The following is a 16127-nucleotide window of genomic DNA, read 5'->3' on the forward strand; positions in this document are numbered from 1 at the left end:
GGGTTTTGCGGCAACTGCGTTGCCGTTCGCAGCCTCGCAAGCTCGGCAGCGGCTACACAGGCATCGCGATCCCTGTAGCCGCTGGCGTAGCCTGCGATCGGCGGCGTAGCCGTCGTAAAACCAGGCGATGTGGTTTTCCAGGCAGATCGCGGACTCAGGTTTTGCGGCAACTGCGTTGCCGTTCGCAGCCTCGCAAGCTCGGCAGCGGCTACACAGGCATCGCGGTCCCTGTAGCCGCTGGCGTAGCCTGCGATCGGCGGCGTAGCCGTCGTAAAACCAGGCGATGTGGTTTTCCAGGCAGATCGCGGACTCAGGTTTTGCGGCAACTGCGTTGCCGTTCGCAGCCTCGCAAGCTCGGCAGCGGCTACACGGGCATCACGGTCCCTGTAGCCGCTGCCGCAGGCTGCGATCGGCGGCGTAGCCGTCGTAAAACCAGGCGATGTGGTTTTCCAGGCAGATCGCGGACTCAGGTTTTGCGGCAACTGCGTTGCCGTTCGCAGCCTCGCAAGCTCGGCAGCGGCTACACAGGCATCGCGGTCCTTGTAGCCGCTGCCGCAGGCTGCGATCGGCGGCGTAGCCGGCGTAAAACCAGGCGATGTGGTTTTCCAGGCAGATCGCGGACTCAGGTTTTGCGGCAACTGCGTTGCCGTTCGCAGCCTCGCAAGCTTGGCAGCGGCTACACAGGCATCGCGATCCCTGTAGCCGCAGCCGGCGTCAAACCAGGCGATGTGGTTTTCCAGGCAGATCGCAGACTCAGGTTTTGCGGCAACTGCGTTGCCGTTCGCAGCCTCGCAAGCTCTGCAGCGGCTACACAGGCATCGTGGTCCCTGTAGCCGCTGGCGTAGCCTGCGATCGGCGGCGCAGCCGGCGTAAAACCAGGCGATGTGGTTTTCCAGGTGGAATGAGGTGCCGGAACGCGAAAAAGCCGCTATAAAGCGTTCAGCTGTCAACCAGAGAGTGACAATGAACCCGTTCGAAGACATGCGTATTTTTTGCCAGGTCATGGACTCCGGCAGCTTCACCGCGGCGGCGGATCAGTTGGGCCTGTCCAAGCAGTTCGTCAGCCGGCGCCTGATGCAACTGGAGGAGCGCCTGGGCGTGCGCCTGCTCAATCGCTCGACCCGGCGCCTGGACGTGACGCCCCTGGGGCAGAGCTACTACGAGTCGGCGCTGCGCCTGCTCAGCGAAGTCGAGCAGGTGGAGCAGGGCATCGCCGGCCAGACCGTCGAACCCCGGGGCACCATTCGCCTGAGCGCGCCGCTGTCGTTCGCCATGGCCCACCTGGGGGAACTGTTGCCGCTGTTCCTGCAGCGCTATCGCGATGTCGCGGTCGAGGTCGATCTCAGTGACCGCCCGGTGGACCTGCTCGGCGAGGGCTATGACCTGGCCTTGCGCATCGGCGTGCTGGAAGACTCGACGCTGATCGCCCGCCGCATCGCCTCGATCCAGCGGGTGTATTGCGCCAGCCCGGAGTACCTCGCCGAGCGCGGCACGCCGCGCAGGCCCGAGGAGCTGCAGGGCCACGACTGCCTGCCTTACGGCCACGGCCGCCAGGTGCAGTGGCGTTTCGAAGGGCAGGGCAACAAGCCCCTGCTGGTCAACGTCACCGGCAGGATGCGGGTCAACAACGGCGAGTTGCTCAAGGACGCGGCCATCGCCGGCATGGGCATCACTTACCTGCCGACCTTCATCGTCGAGGCGGCGCTCAAGGACGGGCGACTGGTGTCGCTGCTGGACGACTTCGAACCCGCGCCCCTGGCCCTGTCGGCGGTCTACCCCCAGCACCGCCAGGGTTCGCGACCGGTGCAGGTGTTTATCGAGTTCTTGCGCGAACAGCTGAATCGCGGCGTGGCGTCGGTCGCGCGATAAGGCGTGGGGAGCATGCGCTGGCGTTAGCGGCGGGAGCCTGGTGCCATCCGGGGCGGTTGCCGGCTCAGCGCCCGAACCCCGCAGGCTCTCCCAATAATGCCTTTTGCCGCCAGGCGGGCGCGCTGGTGGGGAAAAGCACTTCGGTCGGCCGCAAGCGCGCCATGCCGCAGGCCGCGGCGATACGCTGGCGTTGCTGGCCCCGGACAAGCGCTTGCCGATAACTGCTTTCGCTCTGTCGCAGCCCCAGCACATAACCCACGCCCGCCTGGAAATCGCCTGCATGGGCTTGCCACCAGGCTGCGATCAACGGCGGGTCGGGCCAGGGCAAGTTCTCATCGGGGTCCAGGGCGACATTGGCATCCTCAGGGTCGTCGTTCGGGCCAGCATCGAAATCCGGCAGGTCCTGCAATTCCAGATCGAGCAGCGCCAGGTCGGCGCCAGTCATCAGGCTGAAGGCCTCGCCAGCGACGCGGGCATGCGGCAGGTCGCTCATCTGCTGGATCAGCCACGGCACACTGACCGGGTCGCCCAGCAGCCCAACCGCCTGGATGCCGATGCGCCGCTGCTCGGGGTTCTGCATCAACTGGCGGATCCAGGCGATGCTGCGCTCGCGCTGTTGCCAGGCCAGCAATACGCAGAGCGCGCGGTACTGGAATTCGCCCGCTTGCTCGGCGAACTGGCGCAGCGGCTCCAAAGCTTCCTCGTCACCCATCTGCGCGGTGGCCCAGTTGGCCCAGAAGCGTGGGGCTGCGTCCTTATGCTGGCGGTGGGCACGAATCGCCGGCATCAGGTCACGACGACGCAGTTCGCCCGCCATGCGCGCGGCCTGGGCGATAACGGCCGCATCGGCATGCGCCAATCCCGCAATCAACACTGCCCCCGGATCACGCCGGTGCATGCCGCAGGCGGCTAGGCCGATGCAGCGAAACAACGCTTCCGGCGAGCCGAGCAGCTTCTCCACCCAGGGTTCGACTCGGGGCCAATCCAGCCAGCCCAGCGCGGCACCCATATAACGGGCACCGTCGGGGTGGGCGCGCAGATGTTCGGCCAACTGGGTCATTGCGCAAGTATTGGCGGCTTCGAAGGCCAGCACCGTGGCCGCGAATATCTCGCCCTGGGCGTTGGGGTTGAGCTGCTGGAGCACCAGGTCCAGGCTCTTTAGCCCGCCTATCTGCAAAGCATCCAGATGAGCTTCGATGCGCTTGTCGAGATCGAGCAGGTGCGCCAGGTCGTAGTGGGGGGCGTGCACGGCAAGGTCGCGCAGGCCGGCCAGAAAGGTGGCCTCCTCAATATGCTGGTCGATGACGATACTGAGGCTCGTCATCGATCAGTTTTCTGGGCAAATATGGCGCCGCCACGTGCTGCCGTCGAAACTGAGCACGCACTCGTCGCCTGCTACCCACAGCACATCGGGCTTGGCATCGATGGCGTAGTAGGCCTTTTTGCCCTTCAGCGGCACCTTGGTCTCGCGCAGCTGCATGCCGTCGTACTCGAGCAACTGGTCGGTTGCGGTCACGTAAAGCTTGCCGGCGAACTCAACCATGTTTTCCAGCACTTCGGCGCACAGGTCGCGATCACCGATATCTGTCCATCCCGCCTGCGCGCTGCCTCGTAGCAGTATCCCGCCGGACCCGCCGATGTACACCACACCATCGGCGGAGCAGTGCACGCAGTAAAGCGGCAGGTTGGTGGGTGCCACCGATGCCTGCCAGCCTTTGCCGTCCCAGTGCCAGATGGCGCCGCCATCGCCGACGGCATAGACGTCGTCGCGCGAGAACCCGTCAATGCCGTTCAGGCAGGCCGTGACCTCGTCCACCAACGGAACATAGAGCCCCTGGTCGATGCGCTGCCAGACGCCCTTGCTTTGCCTCAATACCTGGTTCTGTGTGCCGCAGGCATACAGTTCGCCGTCCACCTCGCAGAGGTCCATCAGGTAGACATTGTCGATGTCCAGCGTGGTGTCGGTGCTGGACTGCCCGGAGGGGTGTTCACGGAGTAGCCCGGCCCGCCCGAGGAAACAGTAGTTACCTTTCTGCTGCCCGCGCAGCGGTGCTCTCTGCAGAGCGCTGTAGACCACCTCGGGAATGTCGTAGACATGGAACCAGTCGTCCTGGTCGATCATCATCACCCGGGTTACGCTGGGCTCCGCGCCCTCCAGATAGAGATGCCCGCCGAGCAGCGCCTGCTCCGGTCCGATCGCGATAATGTTGGTGAAGTAGAGGGCGGTTTCGCTCTTTGCCATGGTTCAGATCCTATGGGCGTCCTGCGGGGGCTGGTGCGGAACGTGCGGGTGGTATGACTTTGCCCGCCGCGCCCGAGGCACGGAGGTTCAAAGTGTTGGTGCAGCCAGGTCCTTTCTTCGGCTTGGCCTTGTAGTACTGGTCGAGCTGGAAGGCAACGCACTCCTGCTCTTTTTTCGTCAGGTCGCGCGGGGGGCTCAGTGCGCCTCCTGCCGAGGCGGCCGCAGTGTTGCGTGCGGTTTCGTATTTGAACGGCTTGCCCTTGTCGAAGTGGTCCAATTCGACCGGATCGAACTTCGCATGGCAGCGCTTGTGCGAACCCTGGTGCTGGTTGCCGCGCGACACGCAGATCACCGGGGCTTTCGAGTGACTGTAGCCGGCCTTGCCGCGCATGCAGCGGCCGGGTATCAGATGGTGGCCGGTTTGCGCCGCTCCGCTCGCTGTGTTCGGACAGGCCTTGCTATAGGGCTGCAGGCGCAGGTGTCCCATGCCGGCGCACTTGCCGCCCGGCTTGAAGGCTGCCTTCATCTTCGAGGTGTGCGGCCAGGTTGCCGTGTTGCCAGGAGACGGATTGTGGTTGTGGGTGGTCAGGTCGAGATGGCGAACGACGTTCAATCCTTCGAACTTCACGTCCATCGACCAGGAGATGAAATAGACCTTCCCGGTGTTGGTACTGGTGATAATGCCTTTCTTCGGCGCTCGACCTGCCTCGTCGCCATAGCTCTTCTTGAAATGGCTCTTATTCTTGAGCATCACTTCCTTGCCGGTGATCTTGATGGTCCGACTGCCCTGCGTCGTGTCCTTCGACATGCCGGTATTCGGATAGGGGATCGGTACGCCCATGGGGGTAGGCGGTGCCTGTGGCGGGGTGAAGCAGACGTCGGGAAACGAGGCTATCGATTTCCCCGAGGCCGACTTGCAGGAAAGTTCTCGACCATTGGCGTAGACCTCATTGGCCATCTAGTTCGCCCTCACACGCTGGTAGCCGAGCACCATCGCCGCCCGCTCGCCCCCATCATTGCTCGAATGGCAGAGTACCTGCGCGCTGTGGCCGTAGCCTTTGCGCGAGGCAGCCAGGGCAATGCACAGCAGCGCGGGCCCGGTCATTGCCCCGCACTCGCCGATGCAGTCCGCGGGGCTCCAGAGCTCGACGCGCTCCTTGCGTACCCGCAGGGTCCGGCTCAGGGCCAGCGCGGCTTCCTTGAAGTAATACTGCTCACCCGTCAGGTCGGCGAGACGATAGTCGACATGCTCGAAACCGAAGCCGCAGTCATCGAACGCCGCTTTCACCGCCTGCGTGAGCCCGTCCGCGCGAAATGGCAGCCCCTCGCTTTCGACAGTAGCTTTTTCCCTTCCGAAACCAAGCCCAAGGCATAGCAGTTGCGGCTCTTCGCTGGCCCGCACGGCCGTCACCAGTATCGCCGCAGCTCCTTCGCCAGGAATGAAGCCGTTGTCGCAATGACTGCTGAGTAGCCGGTCTCGCTCCTGATAGGCCGCGAGCGTCGCCCCGGTGAGATAGGAATCGACACCTGCGATCAGTACCTTCGAACATCCCTGCTCGATGAGTTTACGTGCGTTGATCAATGCCACCGCAGCGCTCACCCGGCCCCGCGGGATCACGCAGGAGCGCTCGTGAAAGCGCTGGCCGAGGCGCTCCTCGATGGCCCGCAGCAAGGACTCGTCCAGGCGCTCCAGGCGTCCTGGCCGGTCGCTCTCGGCCACGCCGAGCAGCAGCGGTATGCCGTGGACGTCCTCGTCGGACAGACCGGACAGGCACTCTGCGATGGCCATGCTGGCCATTCCCACCAGTTGTGCATATCCGGAGGACGGCTCAGGCAGGATCACGGGCGCGCCGACCAACCATTCCCCTGCCTGGTCAATGAAACGGGTTTCCTGGAAGTTGTCGATAGCGCAACGGATCGCCGCGCAGCTCGCGGGGGCGCTGAGGCCAACGGCGCTGACCATGCCGGAGCCGACGATGCAGAGCGCGGCCATCAGGGCGTCTCCTCGGGCGTGCGTTTGGCTTTCACCAGGGCCGACAGCGACGGGTAGTAATCCTTGCCCAGTTCGCGGGCGCGCCACCAGCCCGTGGACATGCTACCCACCAGCACCTGAGCGATTTCGAACAGGTTGCGCTTGAGCGGGCGGCTGGTGCGCCAGGTGATCTCGACGTGCTGCATATCCGTGTCGATCAGCAGGGTGTCGATCACCGCCTGCACGGTTTCATGGCCGCCTTTTTTCAGGAAGAAGGTCACCGGCACCTGCATTTCGGGAATGCGAAAGCCCGCGCGCTCCTGGGGCGTGAGGTTGAGCAACAGCACATCCTCGCCACCGCGCAGGTAGTGGGTCTGCTGATCCTCGGGGGCCGCCTGAAAGTAGCGCTGGTCGAAATCCGCCGGCAGAAAGGGAAAGCAGTCGGCCAGCCAGGCCTCGTCGTAGGTGCCGGCGAAGCGCGCGCGTTGTGGCCAGCCACGGCCGATGGGGCCGAGGGCCATGGGGCGGAAGTCGCCAGAGGGGCTGTCGATCGGTTTGCCCAACTCTTCGGTGCTCGGCATCGGCATGCCGACGATGTCGGCACTGTCGGCGCTGCGCGGGTACCAGCCGCAACCGATCGGATTGTCCAGGTAGCAGTGGCGCAATTGAGGGTCGTTGGCGATCGGATGGCTGCCGCCAAACGCTCGGGCGTAGGAGATGTCCTGCTCGGTAAACGGCTGCGGCAAGCCGGGAGAAACGCCCAACAGCCCCGATTGCCATTGCCGTGGACCGAGGACGGAAAAGGCCTTGCTCATCCGCCCGACGCGAATGCCCGCGGTCAGCTGCGTCACGGGGCGCCCGCCTGGGGCGTAGGCCTTGCCGCGGACCAGGACATCGCAGCATGGCTTGACCGGGGCGAAGTCCATTTCCTGCAGCGGGGCGCTGAGGCCGGGCTCGCCGAGGAAGGTGTCGGCCATCAGCAGCGGTTGCTGGGTGTCGGCGAGGGTGGCCGCGCGGCCGTCCAGCGGCAGGTTGAACGTGCCTTTGGCCACCACCACCAGGGATTCGCGGCCATCGGGCGCCAGGCCCTGGGTATAGGCCGCAAGCAGTTTGCTGGCGTTGAGCAGTTCCATAGGCCGGATATCCGTTTAGTTGATCTGCACCGAACCGCCCTTGATGCGGTTGACCCCGCTGGAGCGGCTGGACAGGTAGGCGCCCTGGATGATCACTTTGCCCGCGCGGGTCAGGGTGATGCTGGCCTTGCCGCAACGCAGCACGATCTCGCGTTCGGCGCTCAGTTCCAGGCAATGCTCGTCCAGCCGCACGCTGGCGACTGGCTCGGGCGGGGCGTCCGCGCCGAGCAAGCGGCCGATCACCAAGGGGCAAGCCGGATCGCCGCCTTCGAACATCAGCGCAACCTGGCCGCCGATATCCGCAGGCCCCAGCAGCGCGGTGCAGCGGGCAACGACGCCGCTGGCATCCGGGCAACCCGGGTAAACGACCCTGGGCGCACTGGCGTGCGGCAGCTCGAGCAGGGTGCCGATGACCACTGCGTCGATGCGGGCCTGTATGGGTAGCGGGTGCTGGACCGTCATATACACACCTCCACTGTGCTGGCTCTGTACGAAAAGTGGCTGCGCGCTGGGCGCCTTCGGCGCTACGCGGGCCATGCTGCGTTAAAAACAGGCCCTAGTTCTGCAGGATCTTCTGGCCTTTGACCACAACGTTCCTGTTGGCCTTGATGTTGATGGCGCCGGAGCCGTCGATGGTGATGTCCTTGCCGCGAATCATGATGGTGCCGTCCTTCTTCATGGTGATGCTGGCCGCGCCCGTGGTCAGGGTGATGGAGTCGCCGGCGGTGAGGGAGAAGTTCTTGCCGACGTCCAGGCTGTCGTTCTGCTGGATGTTGGTGGTGCGGTTCTGGTTAACGTCGCGGGATTCGTTCTGGCCGATCTGGGTACTCTGGTTGCCGTTGATCTCGATACCTTCGTTGCCCTTGACCGTTTCGTTGCGGTTGCCGGTGATGCCGATGGTTTCGTTGCCGCCCACGTCCTCGGTGCGGTTGCTGACGATGGTGATGGTTTCGTTGGCACCGACCTTTTCCCTGCGGTCCGCGCCTATGGTGATGGTCTCGTTGTTGCCCACGTCCTCGGTGCGATTGGCGCCGATGGTGATTTTCTCGTCGCTGCCGACATCCTCGGTACGGTTCACACCGATGGAGATGGTCTCGTTATTGCCGACCTTTTCCTTGCGGTCCACGCCGATGGTGATGGTTTCGTTGTTGTCGACGGTTTCGGTGCGGTCGTGTTTGACGTGCACGGTCTCGTCGTGGTCGATGGTCTTGCTGCGGTCGTGGCCGACCCAGTGGGTCTCGTCGTTCTCGACCTCGATGTCCTGGTTCTTCTCGGCGTGGATGAACAACTGCTCCGCGCCCTTTTTGTCCTCCATGCGGATTTCATTGAAGTTGGCTGGCGAGCCCTCCTTGCTCGAGCGGCTTTTCACCCCGCTCTGGGTGGCATTGGCCGGCAGCTCGTAGGGCACGGTCTGCTCGGCGTTGTAGACGCGGCCGGTGATGATCGGGCGATCCGGGTCGCCTTCGAGGAAACTGACGATCACTTCCTGGCCGATCCGCGGGATCTGCACCGACCCCCAGTTCTTGCCGGCCCAGGCCTGCGACACGCGCATCCAGCAGGAGCTGTTTTCGTTGGATTGGTCGTGGCGATCCCAATAGAAATGCACCTTGACCCGGCCATACTGGTCGGTCCAGATCTCCTCGCCGGCGGGGCCTACCACCCTGGCGGTCTGCGGCCCGCGGACAATGGGCAGGGGCGTCAGGGGCAGGGGGCGGAAGGCCTGGCCGGCATCCATGCAGTCCAGTTCGCTGATGAACTGCTCGGCCAGGTCCAACTGCCCGCTTTCATAAAGCTCCTGGCGGATCTGATAGCGGGCGACCACCACCAGGTATTCGCGATTCTGGTCGGCGCGGTCGTAGCCGGTCAGCTTGAACAGATGCCCGCAGCCCAGGCCGCGCGCCCGACCGCGCAACTGCACGCGCTCGAACTGGCTGTGAATCGCCTGGATGCGGGTGCGTGCGTAATGCTCGCCATCCTTGCTCTGTACGTATTCGCCCGGGTAGTCGTAGAGCGGATGGTCGCCGTTGCTGTGGCTGCGCGAGACGCTGGAGCGCACTTCGAGGCTGGCGCCGGGGCGCTGGAAGTCGTAGTCGTTCAACGCCAGCGAGCCCGGCTGGACTTCCCGCGCCAGTTGCCAGTCGTAGAAGTGGTCGCGCTCGCGCATCTGCTGATCGGGCGGGAAGAAGGGCACCGAAGCGTAGTCTGCCACCGTCGAGTGGGCGCCGTAGGCGTCGGCCAGCACCAGGACATGCCGCGCTTTCTCATGGCGGAAGTAGTAGTAGATGCCTTCCTGCTCCATCAGCCGGCTGATGAAGTCGAAGCTGGTTTCGCGGTATTGCACGCAGTATTCCCACTCGCGGTAACTGCCGCTCAGGTTGTCTTCGAAATCGGAGAAACCGAGGTCGCGGAACACCTGCTTGATGATGTCCGGCACCGTCTTGTTCTGGAAAATCCGGCAGTCCGAGGTGCGCGTGAGCAGCCAGAACCAGGGCCGCAGGCTGACCCGATAACCGGCGAACTGGCCGTGGCCGGTCAGTTGCCGGCAGCCGCAGGCAATCCCGTGGAAATAGCGTTTGCCGCCGCCGTGCAGCTCCAGGGTCAGGCCCATCGGCTTGCCCAGCAGCTGGTCGAACTTGATCGCCCGGTCTTCGGAGGTGAGGTCCAGTTCGTAATGGAACAATCGCCCCAGCTCCTCGCTGCCTTCCATGCTCTGCAACAGCAGGACCTCGCCGCCGAGGGGGCTGTCGACCTGCACCAGGCGATTGCTTTGCGTGATTGCCATAAACGGCTTCCTCTGGCTCGCGTTGGGGCGTCAGTCATGCGGGTCGAATGCGTAGTGCAGCGCATTGTCCCGCTGGCTGATGCGCACGCCCGCCAGCGGCTTGCCCTCTAGCATGCGGGTGAGAAACTCCCGGCTCATGTCCGGCAACAGGGTATTGGTCAGGATGGCGTCGATCATCCGTCCGCCGCTCTCGATCTCGGTACAGCGCGAGACGATCAGGTCGACCACGCTGTCGTCGTAGGCGAAGGGCACCTTGTGTCCGCTTTCCACGCGCTGCTTGATCCGCTCCAGTTGCAGGCGGGTGATGGCCTTGAGCATCTCGTCGCTCAGCGGGTAGTAGGGGACGGTCACCAGGCGCCCGAGCAGGGCCGGCGGGAAGACCTGGAGCAACGGCTCGCGCAGCGCCTTGGCGATGGCATCGGGATCGGGCAGCCGTCGCGGGTCGCGGCACAGGCTGGCGATCATCTCGGTGCCGGCGTTGGTGGTGAGCAGGATCAGGCAGTTCTTGAAATCGATCAGGCGGCCTTCGCCGTCCTCCATCACTCCCTTGTCGAACACCTGGAAGAAGATTTCGTGCACGTCCGGATGGGCTTTTTCCACCTCGTCCAGCAACACCACGCTGTAGGGTTTGCGCCGCACCGCCTCGGTCAGTACGCCGCCTTCGCCGTAACCGACATAGCCGGGCGGGGCGCCCTTGAGGGTGGAGACGGTGTGCGCCTCCTGGAACTCGCTCATGTTGATGGTGATGATGTTCTGCTCGCCGCCGTACAGGGCTTCGGCCAGGGCCAGGGCGGTCTCGGTCTTGCCCACGCCCGAGGTGCCGGCGAGGAGGAACACGCCAATCGGTTTGCTTGGGTTGTCCAGCCCGGCGCGCGAGGTCTGGATGCGCTTGGCGATCATCGCCAGGGCATGGTCCTGGCCGATGATGCGTTTTTTCATGTGCTCGTCGAGCCTGAGCACGGTGTCGATTTCGTTGCGCGCCATGCGCCCGACCGGGATGCCGGTCCAGTCGGCGACCACCGCGGCCACCGCCTGGTAATCCACGGTGGGCAGAATCAACGGGCTTTCGCCCTGCAAGGTGGCGAGGCGGCTCTGCAGCTCGCCGAGCTTGTCGCGCAATGCCGTGCGTTCGGCTTCATCCAGGCGCGGCGATGGAGCAGCGGCCTCGTCGCTGGTGTCGTCCAGCGGCTCGGCGGCGGCGCGCAGGGTGGCGCGGGTCGCCAGCAGTTCATCGACCAGGGCTTTCTCTTCGCTCCAGCGACTCTCCAGGGTCGCCAGGCGTTGGCGTTCCTCGTCGAGGGCCGCCTCGACCTCCTGCTGGCGAGTACCGATGGCGATGCCGATGGCCTGCTCGCGGCCAATGATCGCCTGCTCGGTGCTCAGCGCCTCGATGCGTCGGCGGCTGTCGTCCACTTCGGCCGGCACCGCATGCAGGCTGATGGCGACCCGCGCGCAGGCGGTGTCGAGCAGGCTCACCGACTTGTCCGGCAGCTGCCGGGCCGGAATATAACGGTGCGACAGCTTGACCGAGGCCTCCAGCGCCTCGTCGAGGATCTGCACCTTGTGGTGCTGCTCCATGGTCGAGGCGACGCCGCGCATCATCAGGATCGCCTTGGCCTCGGACGGTTCGTCGACCTGCACCACCTGGAAGCGCCGGGTCAGGGCCGGGTCCTTCTCGATGTGCTTTTTGTATTCGGCCCAGGTGGTTGCCGCCACGGTGCGCAGGGTGCCACGGGCCAAGGCCGGCTTGAGCAGGTTGGCGGCATCGCCGGTACCGGCCGCGCCGCCGGCGCCGACCAGGGTATGGGCCTCGTCGATAAACAGGATGATCGGCTTGGGCGAGGCCTGCACATCCTCGATGACCTGGCGCAGGCGTTGCTCGAACTCGCCCTTCATGCTCGCGCCGGCCTGCAACAGGCCGACGTCCAGGCTGCGCAGTTCGACGTCCTTGAGGCTCGGCGGCACGTCGCCGGCGACGATACGCAGGGCGAAGCCCTCGACCACCGCGGTCTTGCCGACCCCGGCTTCGCCGGTGAGGATGGGGTTGTTCTGCCGGCGGCGCATGAGGATGTCGACCAGTTGGCGAATCTCCTCGTCGCGCCCGACTATGGGGTCGAGCTTACCGCTGCGGGCCTGTTCGGTGAGGTCTACGGTAAAGCGCTTGAGCGCCTCCTGCTTGCCCAGCGCACTGGGCGCCATGGCGCCGCTGGCTTCGCCCGGCGTGGCGCCAGCGTTGAAACCGTCGCTGGCGGCCAGGCCGTTTTCCGGCGAGTCGCCGAGGTATTCGTCGAAACGCTCGATCAGGTGCTCCACCTTGATCTTGTCGAACTCGCGGGAGAGGGCCGCGAGTGCGTGGCGCAGGCTCGGTGTCTTGAGCATGCCGACGATCAGGTGGGCGCTGCGTACCTGGCTCTCGCCGAACAGCAGACTGCCATAGACCCAGCCGCGCTCCACGGCTTCCTCGACCTGCACGGACAGGTCGGTAATCGAGGTCGAGCCGCGCGGCAGGCGGTCCAGGGCGTCGGTGATATCCCTGGACAGGCGCGCCGGGTCGAGGCTGAACTGACGGACCAGGCGGTGCAGGTCGCTGTCCTGCAATTGCAGGAGCTGATGCAGCCAATGCACCAGTTCCACATAGGGGTTGCCGCGCAGTTTGCAGAACACGGTGGCGGCTTCGATGGCCTTGTAGGCCGGGCTGTTCAACTTGCCGAACAGCGCGACGCGGCTGATCTCACTCATGATCGCGGCTCCTTGAGGGGGTGGTATGGCTGGCGTATTCGCGGACCAGCAGCAGGTCGTCGGCATCCGTCGGCGGGCTGCCGAGCCAGGTGTCGAAGCCCAGGCGGGTCTGGCCGTCGAGATCGATGCGCGGCACTTGCGCGCGCTGTAGCAGCAGATTGACTTCCCAATCCAGCTCCTCGCCCTGGTACTCGGCGACCCAGGCGGCCAGTTCGCCGAAGCTGTCCTGGCCGGGCAGCAGGCGTTGGTATTGCGCAAGGCTCAAAGGCCCCAGGCGGATGCGGAATTTATGCTGGCGATCCCAGACGTGGGTGCCCAGGCTCAGGTCGCTGCCGAGCGAGCACAGCGCCACGCCCAGCTGGCTGCGCTGCGGCAACTCCAGCCACTGGCCGACGTATTCCTCGATGCTCACCGGCACGCCGAAATAGTCTTCCAGGATCGCGCGCAAGCCGTCCGGGTAGCGGGTCTGTGCCGCCAGGTGACCGGTGAAGTGGTAGCGCGCCGAGTCGGCGATCGGGCCCTGGCCGAGCAGGCTGGTCATGCCCCGTCCGGACAGTGCGGCCAGGCGCATCGACCAGTAGTCGTGGTCGGGGCGGTCGTGGCTGACGGTCGGCCGCGCCTCGGCCCAGGCGCGGTAGAACAGGCACAACAAGCGGTGATTGAACACGTCGAGAAAGCGCGTGAAGCTGGCGTCGCCGCTGTTGCGCTGGCGATCGCGGGCGTATTCGGTCAGGTGCAGCGGCAGCGGGCCGTTGGGCCCGGTCAGGCCGAAAAAGAACTGCTCGATGCGCGGCGCGGCGCCCTCGGGGTCGGCCTCGATACTGGCCAGGGTCGAGGGGGCAAAGCCGCAGTCGGGTCTCTGCCCCAGGCGCAGCGGGTCGTCGTGCAAGCGCAGGGAATGGCCGATGCGCGGCCGGTCGCTGGCCTCGCACTCGATGCGCCGCAGCGCCTGGAAGAAGTCGTAGGCCCAGGGCTCGACGGCCATCCGATCGATGCTGTGCAGCGGTTTCAGAGGTTCGGTCGACATCCGGGGTGCGCCTGCCATCGCATGATTTCGCCGCGCTCGGTGGTGCGCAGCACGGTTTCGGTGAAGCTGTTGATCGACACGTAACGGGCCAGGAAACGCTCGAACACCGCGCCCAGCAGGTACACGCCGGTGCCGCGGAAGGCGTTTTCGTCGAACTCCAGGCTGATCTCCAGGCCACGGCCAAACACGATCGGCCCCGGCATCGGCAACCGGCGGGTGCAGGGCGTGCTGCGCACCTGGCGCAGACCTTCGATCTGCAACTGCAGCGCCGAATCGCCGGGGTCGCCGTACAGGCGCAGCAATTCGCGCAGCGCCGCGGCACCCTGGCCCTGTTCGCTCAGCGACAGGTAGTTCAGCGATAGCTGGCTGATCAGCCGCCAGGCGCTGGCATCGTGCGCGCGGCTCGGCCGCGGCCGGCTTGGCCCGGCCAGGCAGCGCACGGCCAGCACCGGGGCGCTGTCTTCCAGGGTGAAATCGCTTTTGCCGGTCCCCACCGGCATCAGCAGCGGCAGGTCGCGGTTGGTGCACAGGGCGCTGAGGCCGAGCTGGCGCAAGTCGTGGCGATAGGGCGCCTGGTTGACATCCACCAGCGAGACGAAGGTCTCGCTGCCGATATAGGTCGAGCGGGGCCCGCGTCGCCGTTGCTGGCTGGACAGGCGACGCGGCTCGCGGCGGACGATGTAGTAGGCCTGCTCGCGGCCATAACGCAGCGGGTCGCGGATCGCATAGAACGGCTGGAACGGCTGCTCGGGGCCGCTGCCATGGCCGGTGACCTGGGTCAGGGAATGGATCTCGAAATCCAGCGGCCGGGTGCGGTCGGCGATCACCTGGTGCTCATGCACCCGCTCGCTCAGGTGAATGCGATCGGCGCGGCGTGGAAACAGGTTCACCGCCGGCGTGCAGAAGGGCACGAACTGGGCCGCCGATACCGTGCCTTCCAGGGTGCTGTCGAGGCGATCGAACAGCACCACCAACTCCAGTTCCTGGCTGCCACAGCGCTGCACACCGGCGCTCAGCCCGGTGAAGTCGACGAACAGAAAACGATTGGGCAGGGCGAAATATTCCTGCAGCAGGCGATACCCCTGGAAGGCCCGGGGCACCACTGGCAGCACCGCGTCCTGATCGTCGAAGCCGCGGGGTTTGAGGCTCTCCACAGGCAAGCGCTCGGCCCAGTCGCCGTCGACGCTCTTGATAAACACGGCACAGGCATTGCCGAGCAACTGCTCGTACAGACGAAAAGGTTGCTCGTCGGCGCCATTGAGGTAGAGCGGCAGGCTGTCCAGCGCCAGGGCGTTGAACGGCAACCCGGCACCGCAGCGCAAGCGCAGGCGCAGCCCGGCCTTGGCCCTGGGTTCGCTGGCGGCCAGGCGGCCGAGGGTCGCCGCCGGGTTGCCGAAGTATTCGGCATGGCCGACCTGCAATGGCCATAGCGTCACCGCATGGGCGCTGCGGTATTCGCAGGCGGTCTGCTCGCCATGGCCCAGCTGGCCACGCAGGGCGGCCTGGCGTTCGACCCTGAAGCCGCTGGTCAGTGAGCCCTCGTTGGGGTCGGCGACCAGCTGGACCACCACCACCGAAGGCGTTGGCGCCAGGTAATGGGGGTAGGCGATTTCCAGCAGATTGTGGGTGAAGGTCGGGTATTCGGCGTCCAGCTTCAGGTGGACCCGCGCGCTCAGGTAGGCGAAGCCCTCCAGCAGACGCTCGACATAGGGATCGGCGCATTCGATGCCGGACAGGGTCAGGCGGCTGGCGATCTTGGGGAACTCCTGGGCGAACTCGGCGGCGCTCTCGCGGATATGCTGCAGCTCCTGGTTGTAATACTCGAGCATGCGCGGGTTCATTGGCGTCTCCTGGCGGGCTCGGCCGGCGTCACCTTGACGTGCCCGGTTTCCAGGTCGAGGGCGGTGCTGAGCAGCAAGCGCAGGGGCACCGGCTCGGCCCACAGATCGCCCTCGATCTCGAAGCTCAGGGCGTTGTGACTCATGTCATTGCCGTCGAGTCGCGCGCGAACCTTCAACGAGCCTTTGAGGATGCGCGGCTCAAAGGTGGCGATGGTGTCGCTGAACAAGGCTTCGATGGCCTGTACATCGACACTCGAGGCGGTATGTCCGGCCAGGGGCGGCAGGCCGAAATTCAGCACCGAGTTGCCCGCCGGCATCTGCGCGGCCTGCTCCGGATCGAACAGCACGCAGGTGTTGAACAGCCAGGCCAGATCGCGCAGCACACACGCTTTGAGCTGGGTCAGCGACATGACGCGGCGCTCGGCGGCTTCTTTCGGGTTGTGCGGATCATCGTCGGTCAGGCGATCGAGCAACGAGGGTTGCAGGCGTTCTTGCAGGGTCAGCTCGGCCATTTTCAGTTAT

13 protein-coding genes are annotated in these 16127 nt (G+C 65.3%); 1 reads left to right on the plus strand and 12 read right to left on the minus strand.

Annotated features, from left to right (window positions below; genetic code table 11):
* Positions 1-1004 (minus strand): hypothetical protein (locus tag DK261_RS33405; protein WP_218278187.1); only part of this gene is annotated, 1004 nt, incomplete at its 3' end.
* Between DK261_RS33405 and DK261_RS25080 the strand changes: the two genes are divergently transcribed.
* The gene (locus tag DK261_RS25080) at positions 964-1869 is read left to right on the plus strand and encodes a LysR family transcriptional regulator (protein ID WP_110176707.1); all 906 of its coding nucleotides are present in this window, start codon (positions 964-966) and stop codon (positions 1867-1869) included. The genes DK261_RS33405 and DK261_RS25080 overlap by 41 nt on opposite strands.
* Before the next feature lie 64 nt (positions 1870-1933).
* On the opposite strand, the gene DK261_RS25085 is transcribed toward DK261_RS25080, so the two are convergent.
* The 11 genes from DK261_RS25085 to tssE form a co-directional block, all read right to left on the minus strand.
* Positions 1934-3193 carry a TIGR02270 family protein gene (locus DK261_RS25085; RefSeq protein WP_110176709.1) on the minus strand — a complete coding sequence of 420 codons (1260 nt, stop codon included), beginning with the start codon at positions 3191-3193 and terminating at the stop codon, positions 1934-1936.
* 3 nt (positions 3194-3196) lie between these two features.
* Complete coding sequence (locus DK261_RS25090) at positions 3197-4111, minus strand: hypothetical protein (RefSeq protein ID WP_110176711.1); 915 nt, start codon at positions 4109-4111, stop codon at positions 3197-3199.
* A 10-nt stretch (positions 4112-4121) separates the two neighbouring features.
* Positions 4122-5069, minus strand: coding sequence for a DUF4150 domain-containing protein (locus DK261_RS25095; RefSeq protein ID WP_009049577.1), 948 nt, complete (start codon positions 5067-5069; stop codon positions 4122-4124).
* The gene (locus tag DK261_RS25100; protein WP_053269337.1) at positions 5070-6104 is read right to left on the minus strand and encodes a 3-oxoacyl-ACP synthase; all 1035 of its coding nucleotides are present in this window, start codon (positions 6102-6104) and stop codon (positions 5070-5072) included.
* Positions 6104-7216: a DUF2169 domain-containing protein gene (locus DK261_RS25105; RefSeq protein WP_110176713.1), complete on the minus strand. Its 1113-nt coding sequence runs from the start codon at positions 7214-7216 to the stop codon at positions 6104-6106. Before DK261_RS25105 ends, DK261_RS25100 begins: the two co-directional genes overlap by 1 nt.
* 15 nt (positions 7217-7231) lie before the next feature.
* On the minus strand, positions 7232-7678 hold the full coding sequence (locus DK261_RS25110) for a DUF6484 domain-containing protein (RefSeq protein ID WP_110176715.1): 447 nt from the start codon (positions 7676-7678) through the stop codon (positions 7232-7234).
* A 94-nt stretch (positions 7679-7772) separates the two neighbouring features.
* Positions 7773-9998, minus strand: coding sequence for a type VI secretion system Vgr family protein (locus tag DK261_RS25115; RefSeq protein ID WP_110176717.1), 2226 nt, complete (start codon positions 9996-9998; stop codon positions 7773-7775).
* A 30-nt stretch (positions 9999-10028) separates the two neighbouring features.
* Positions 10029-12737 carry a type VI secretion system ATPase TssH gene (gene tssH / locus DK261_RS25120; protein ID WP_110176719.1) on the minus strand — a complete coding sequence of 903 codons (2709 nt, stop codon included), beginning with the start codon at positions 12735-12737 and terminating at the stop codon, positions 10029-10031.
* On the minus strand, positions 12730-13764 hold the full coding sequence (gene tssG, locus DK261_RS25125) for a type VI secretion system baseplate subunit TssG (protein WP_110176721.1): 1035 nt from the start codon (positions 13762-13764) through the stop codon (positions 12730-12732). Before tssG ends, tssH begins: the two co-directional genes overlap by 8 nt.
* Positions 13746-15605, minus strand: coding sequence for a type VI secretion system baseplate subunit TssF (gene tssF, locus DK261_RS25130; protein WP_009049570.1), 1860 nt, complete (start codon positions 15603-15605; stop codon positions 13746-13748). The genes tssG and tssF overlap by 19 nt, the downstream gene beginning before the upstream one ends.
* On the minus strand, positions 15602-16117 hold the full coding sequence (tssE, locus tag DK261_RS25135; protein WP_009044342.1) for a type VI secretion system baseplate subunit TssE: 516 nt from the start codon (positions 16115-16117) through the stop codon (positions 15602-15604). The genes tssF and tssE overlap by 4 nt, the downstream gene beginning before the upstream one ends.
* Positions 16118-16127: the final 10 nt, after the last annotated feature.

Origin of the sequence: Pseudomonas sp. RW409, assembly GCF_003184125.1 — a bacterium.
Lineage (GTDB): Bacteria > Pseudomonadota > Gammaproteobacteria > Pseudomonadales > Pseudomonadaceae > Aquipseudomonas > Aquipseudomonas chlororaphis_I.

Bases quoted from the DNA above. Each gene is read 5' to 3' on its own strand.
- DK261_RS25080 (WP_110176707.1), top strand. From the start codon at position 964: ATGAACCCGTTCGAAGACATGCGTATTTTTTGCCAGGTCATGGACTCC.
- DK261_RS25085 (WP_110176709.1), bottom strand. From the start codon at position 3,193: ATGACGAGCCTCAGTATCGTCATCGACCAGCATATTGAGGAGGCCACC.
- DK261_RS25090 (WP_110176711.1), bottom strand. From the start codon at position 4,111: ATGGCAAAGAGCGAAACCGCCCTCTACTTCACCAACATTATCGCGATC.
- DK261_RS25095 (WP_009049577.1), bottom strand. From the start codon at position 5,069: ATGGCCAATGAGGTCTACGCCAATGGTCGAGAACTTTCCTGCAAGTCG.
- DK261_RS25100 (WP_053269337.1), bottom strand. From the start codon at position 6,104: ATGGCCGCGCTCTGCATCGTCGGCTCCGGCATGGTCAGCGCCGTTGGC.
- DK261_RS25105 (WP_110176713.1), bottom strand. From the start codon at position 7,216: ATGGAACTGCTCAACGCCAGCAAACTGCTTGCGGCCTATACCCAGGGC.
- DK261_RS25110 (WP_110176715.1), bottom strand. From the start codon at position 7,678: ATGACGGTCCAGCACCCGCTACCCATACAGGCCCGCATCGACGCAGTG.
- DK261_RS25115 (WP_110176717.1), bottom strand. From the start codon at position 9,998: ATGGCAATCACGCAAAGCAATCGCCTGGTGCAGGTCGACAGCCCCCTC.
- tssH (WP_110176719.1), bottom strand. From the start codon at position 12,737: ATGAGTGAGATCAGCCGCGTCGCGCTGTTCGGCAAGTTGAACAGCCCG.
- tssG (WP_110176721.1), bottom strand. From the start codon at position 13,764: ATGTCGACCGAACCTCTGAAACCGCTGCACAGCATCGATCGGATGGCC.
- tssF (WP_009049570.1), bottom strand. From the start codon at position 15,605: ATGAACCCGCGCATGCTCGAGTATTACAACCAGGAGCTGCAGCATATC.
- tssE (WP_009044342.1), bottom strand. From the start codon at position 16,117: ATGGCCGAGCTGACCCTGCAAGAACGCCTGCAACCCTCGTTGCTCGAT.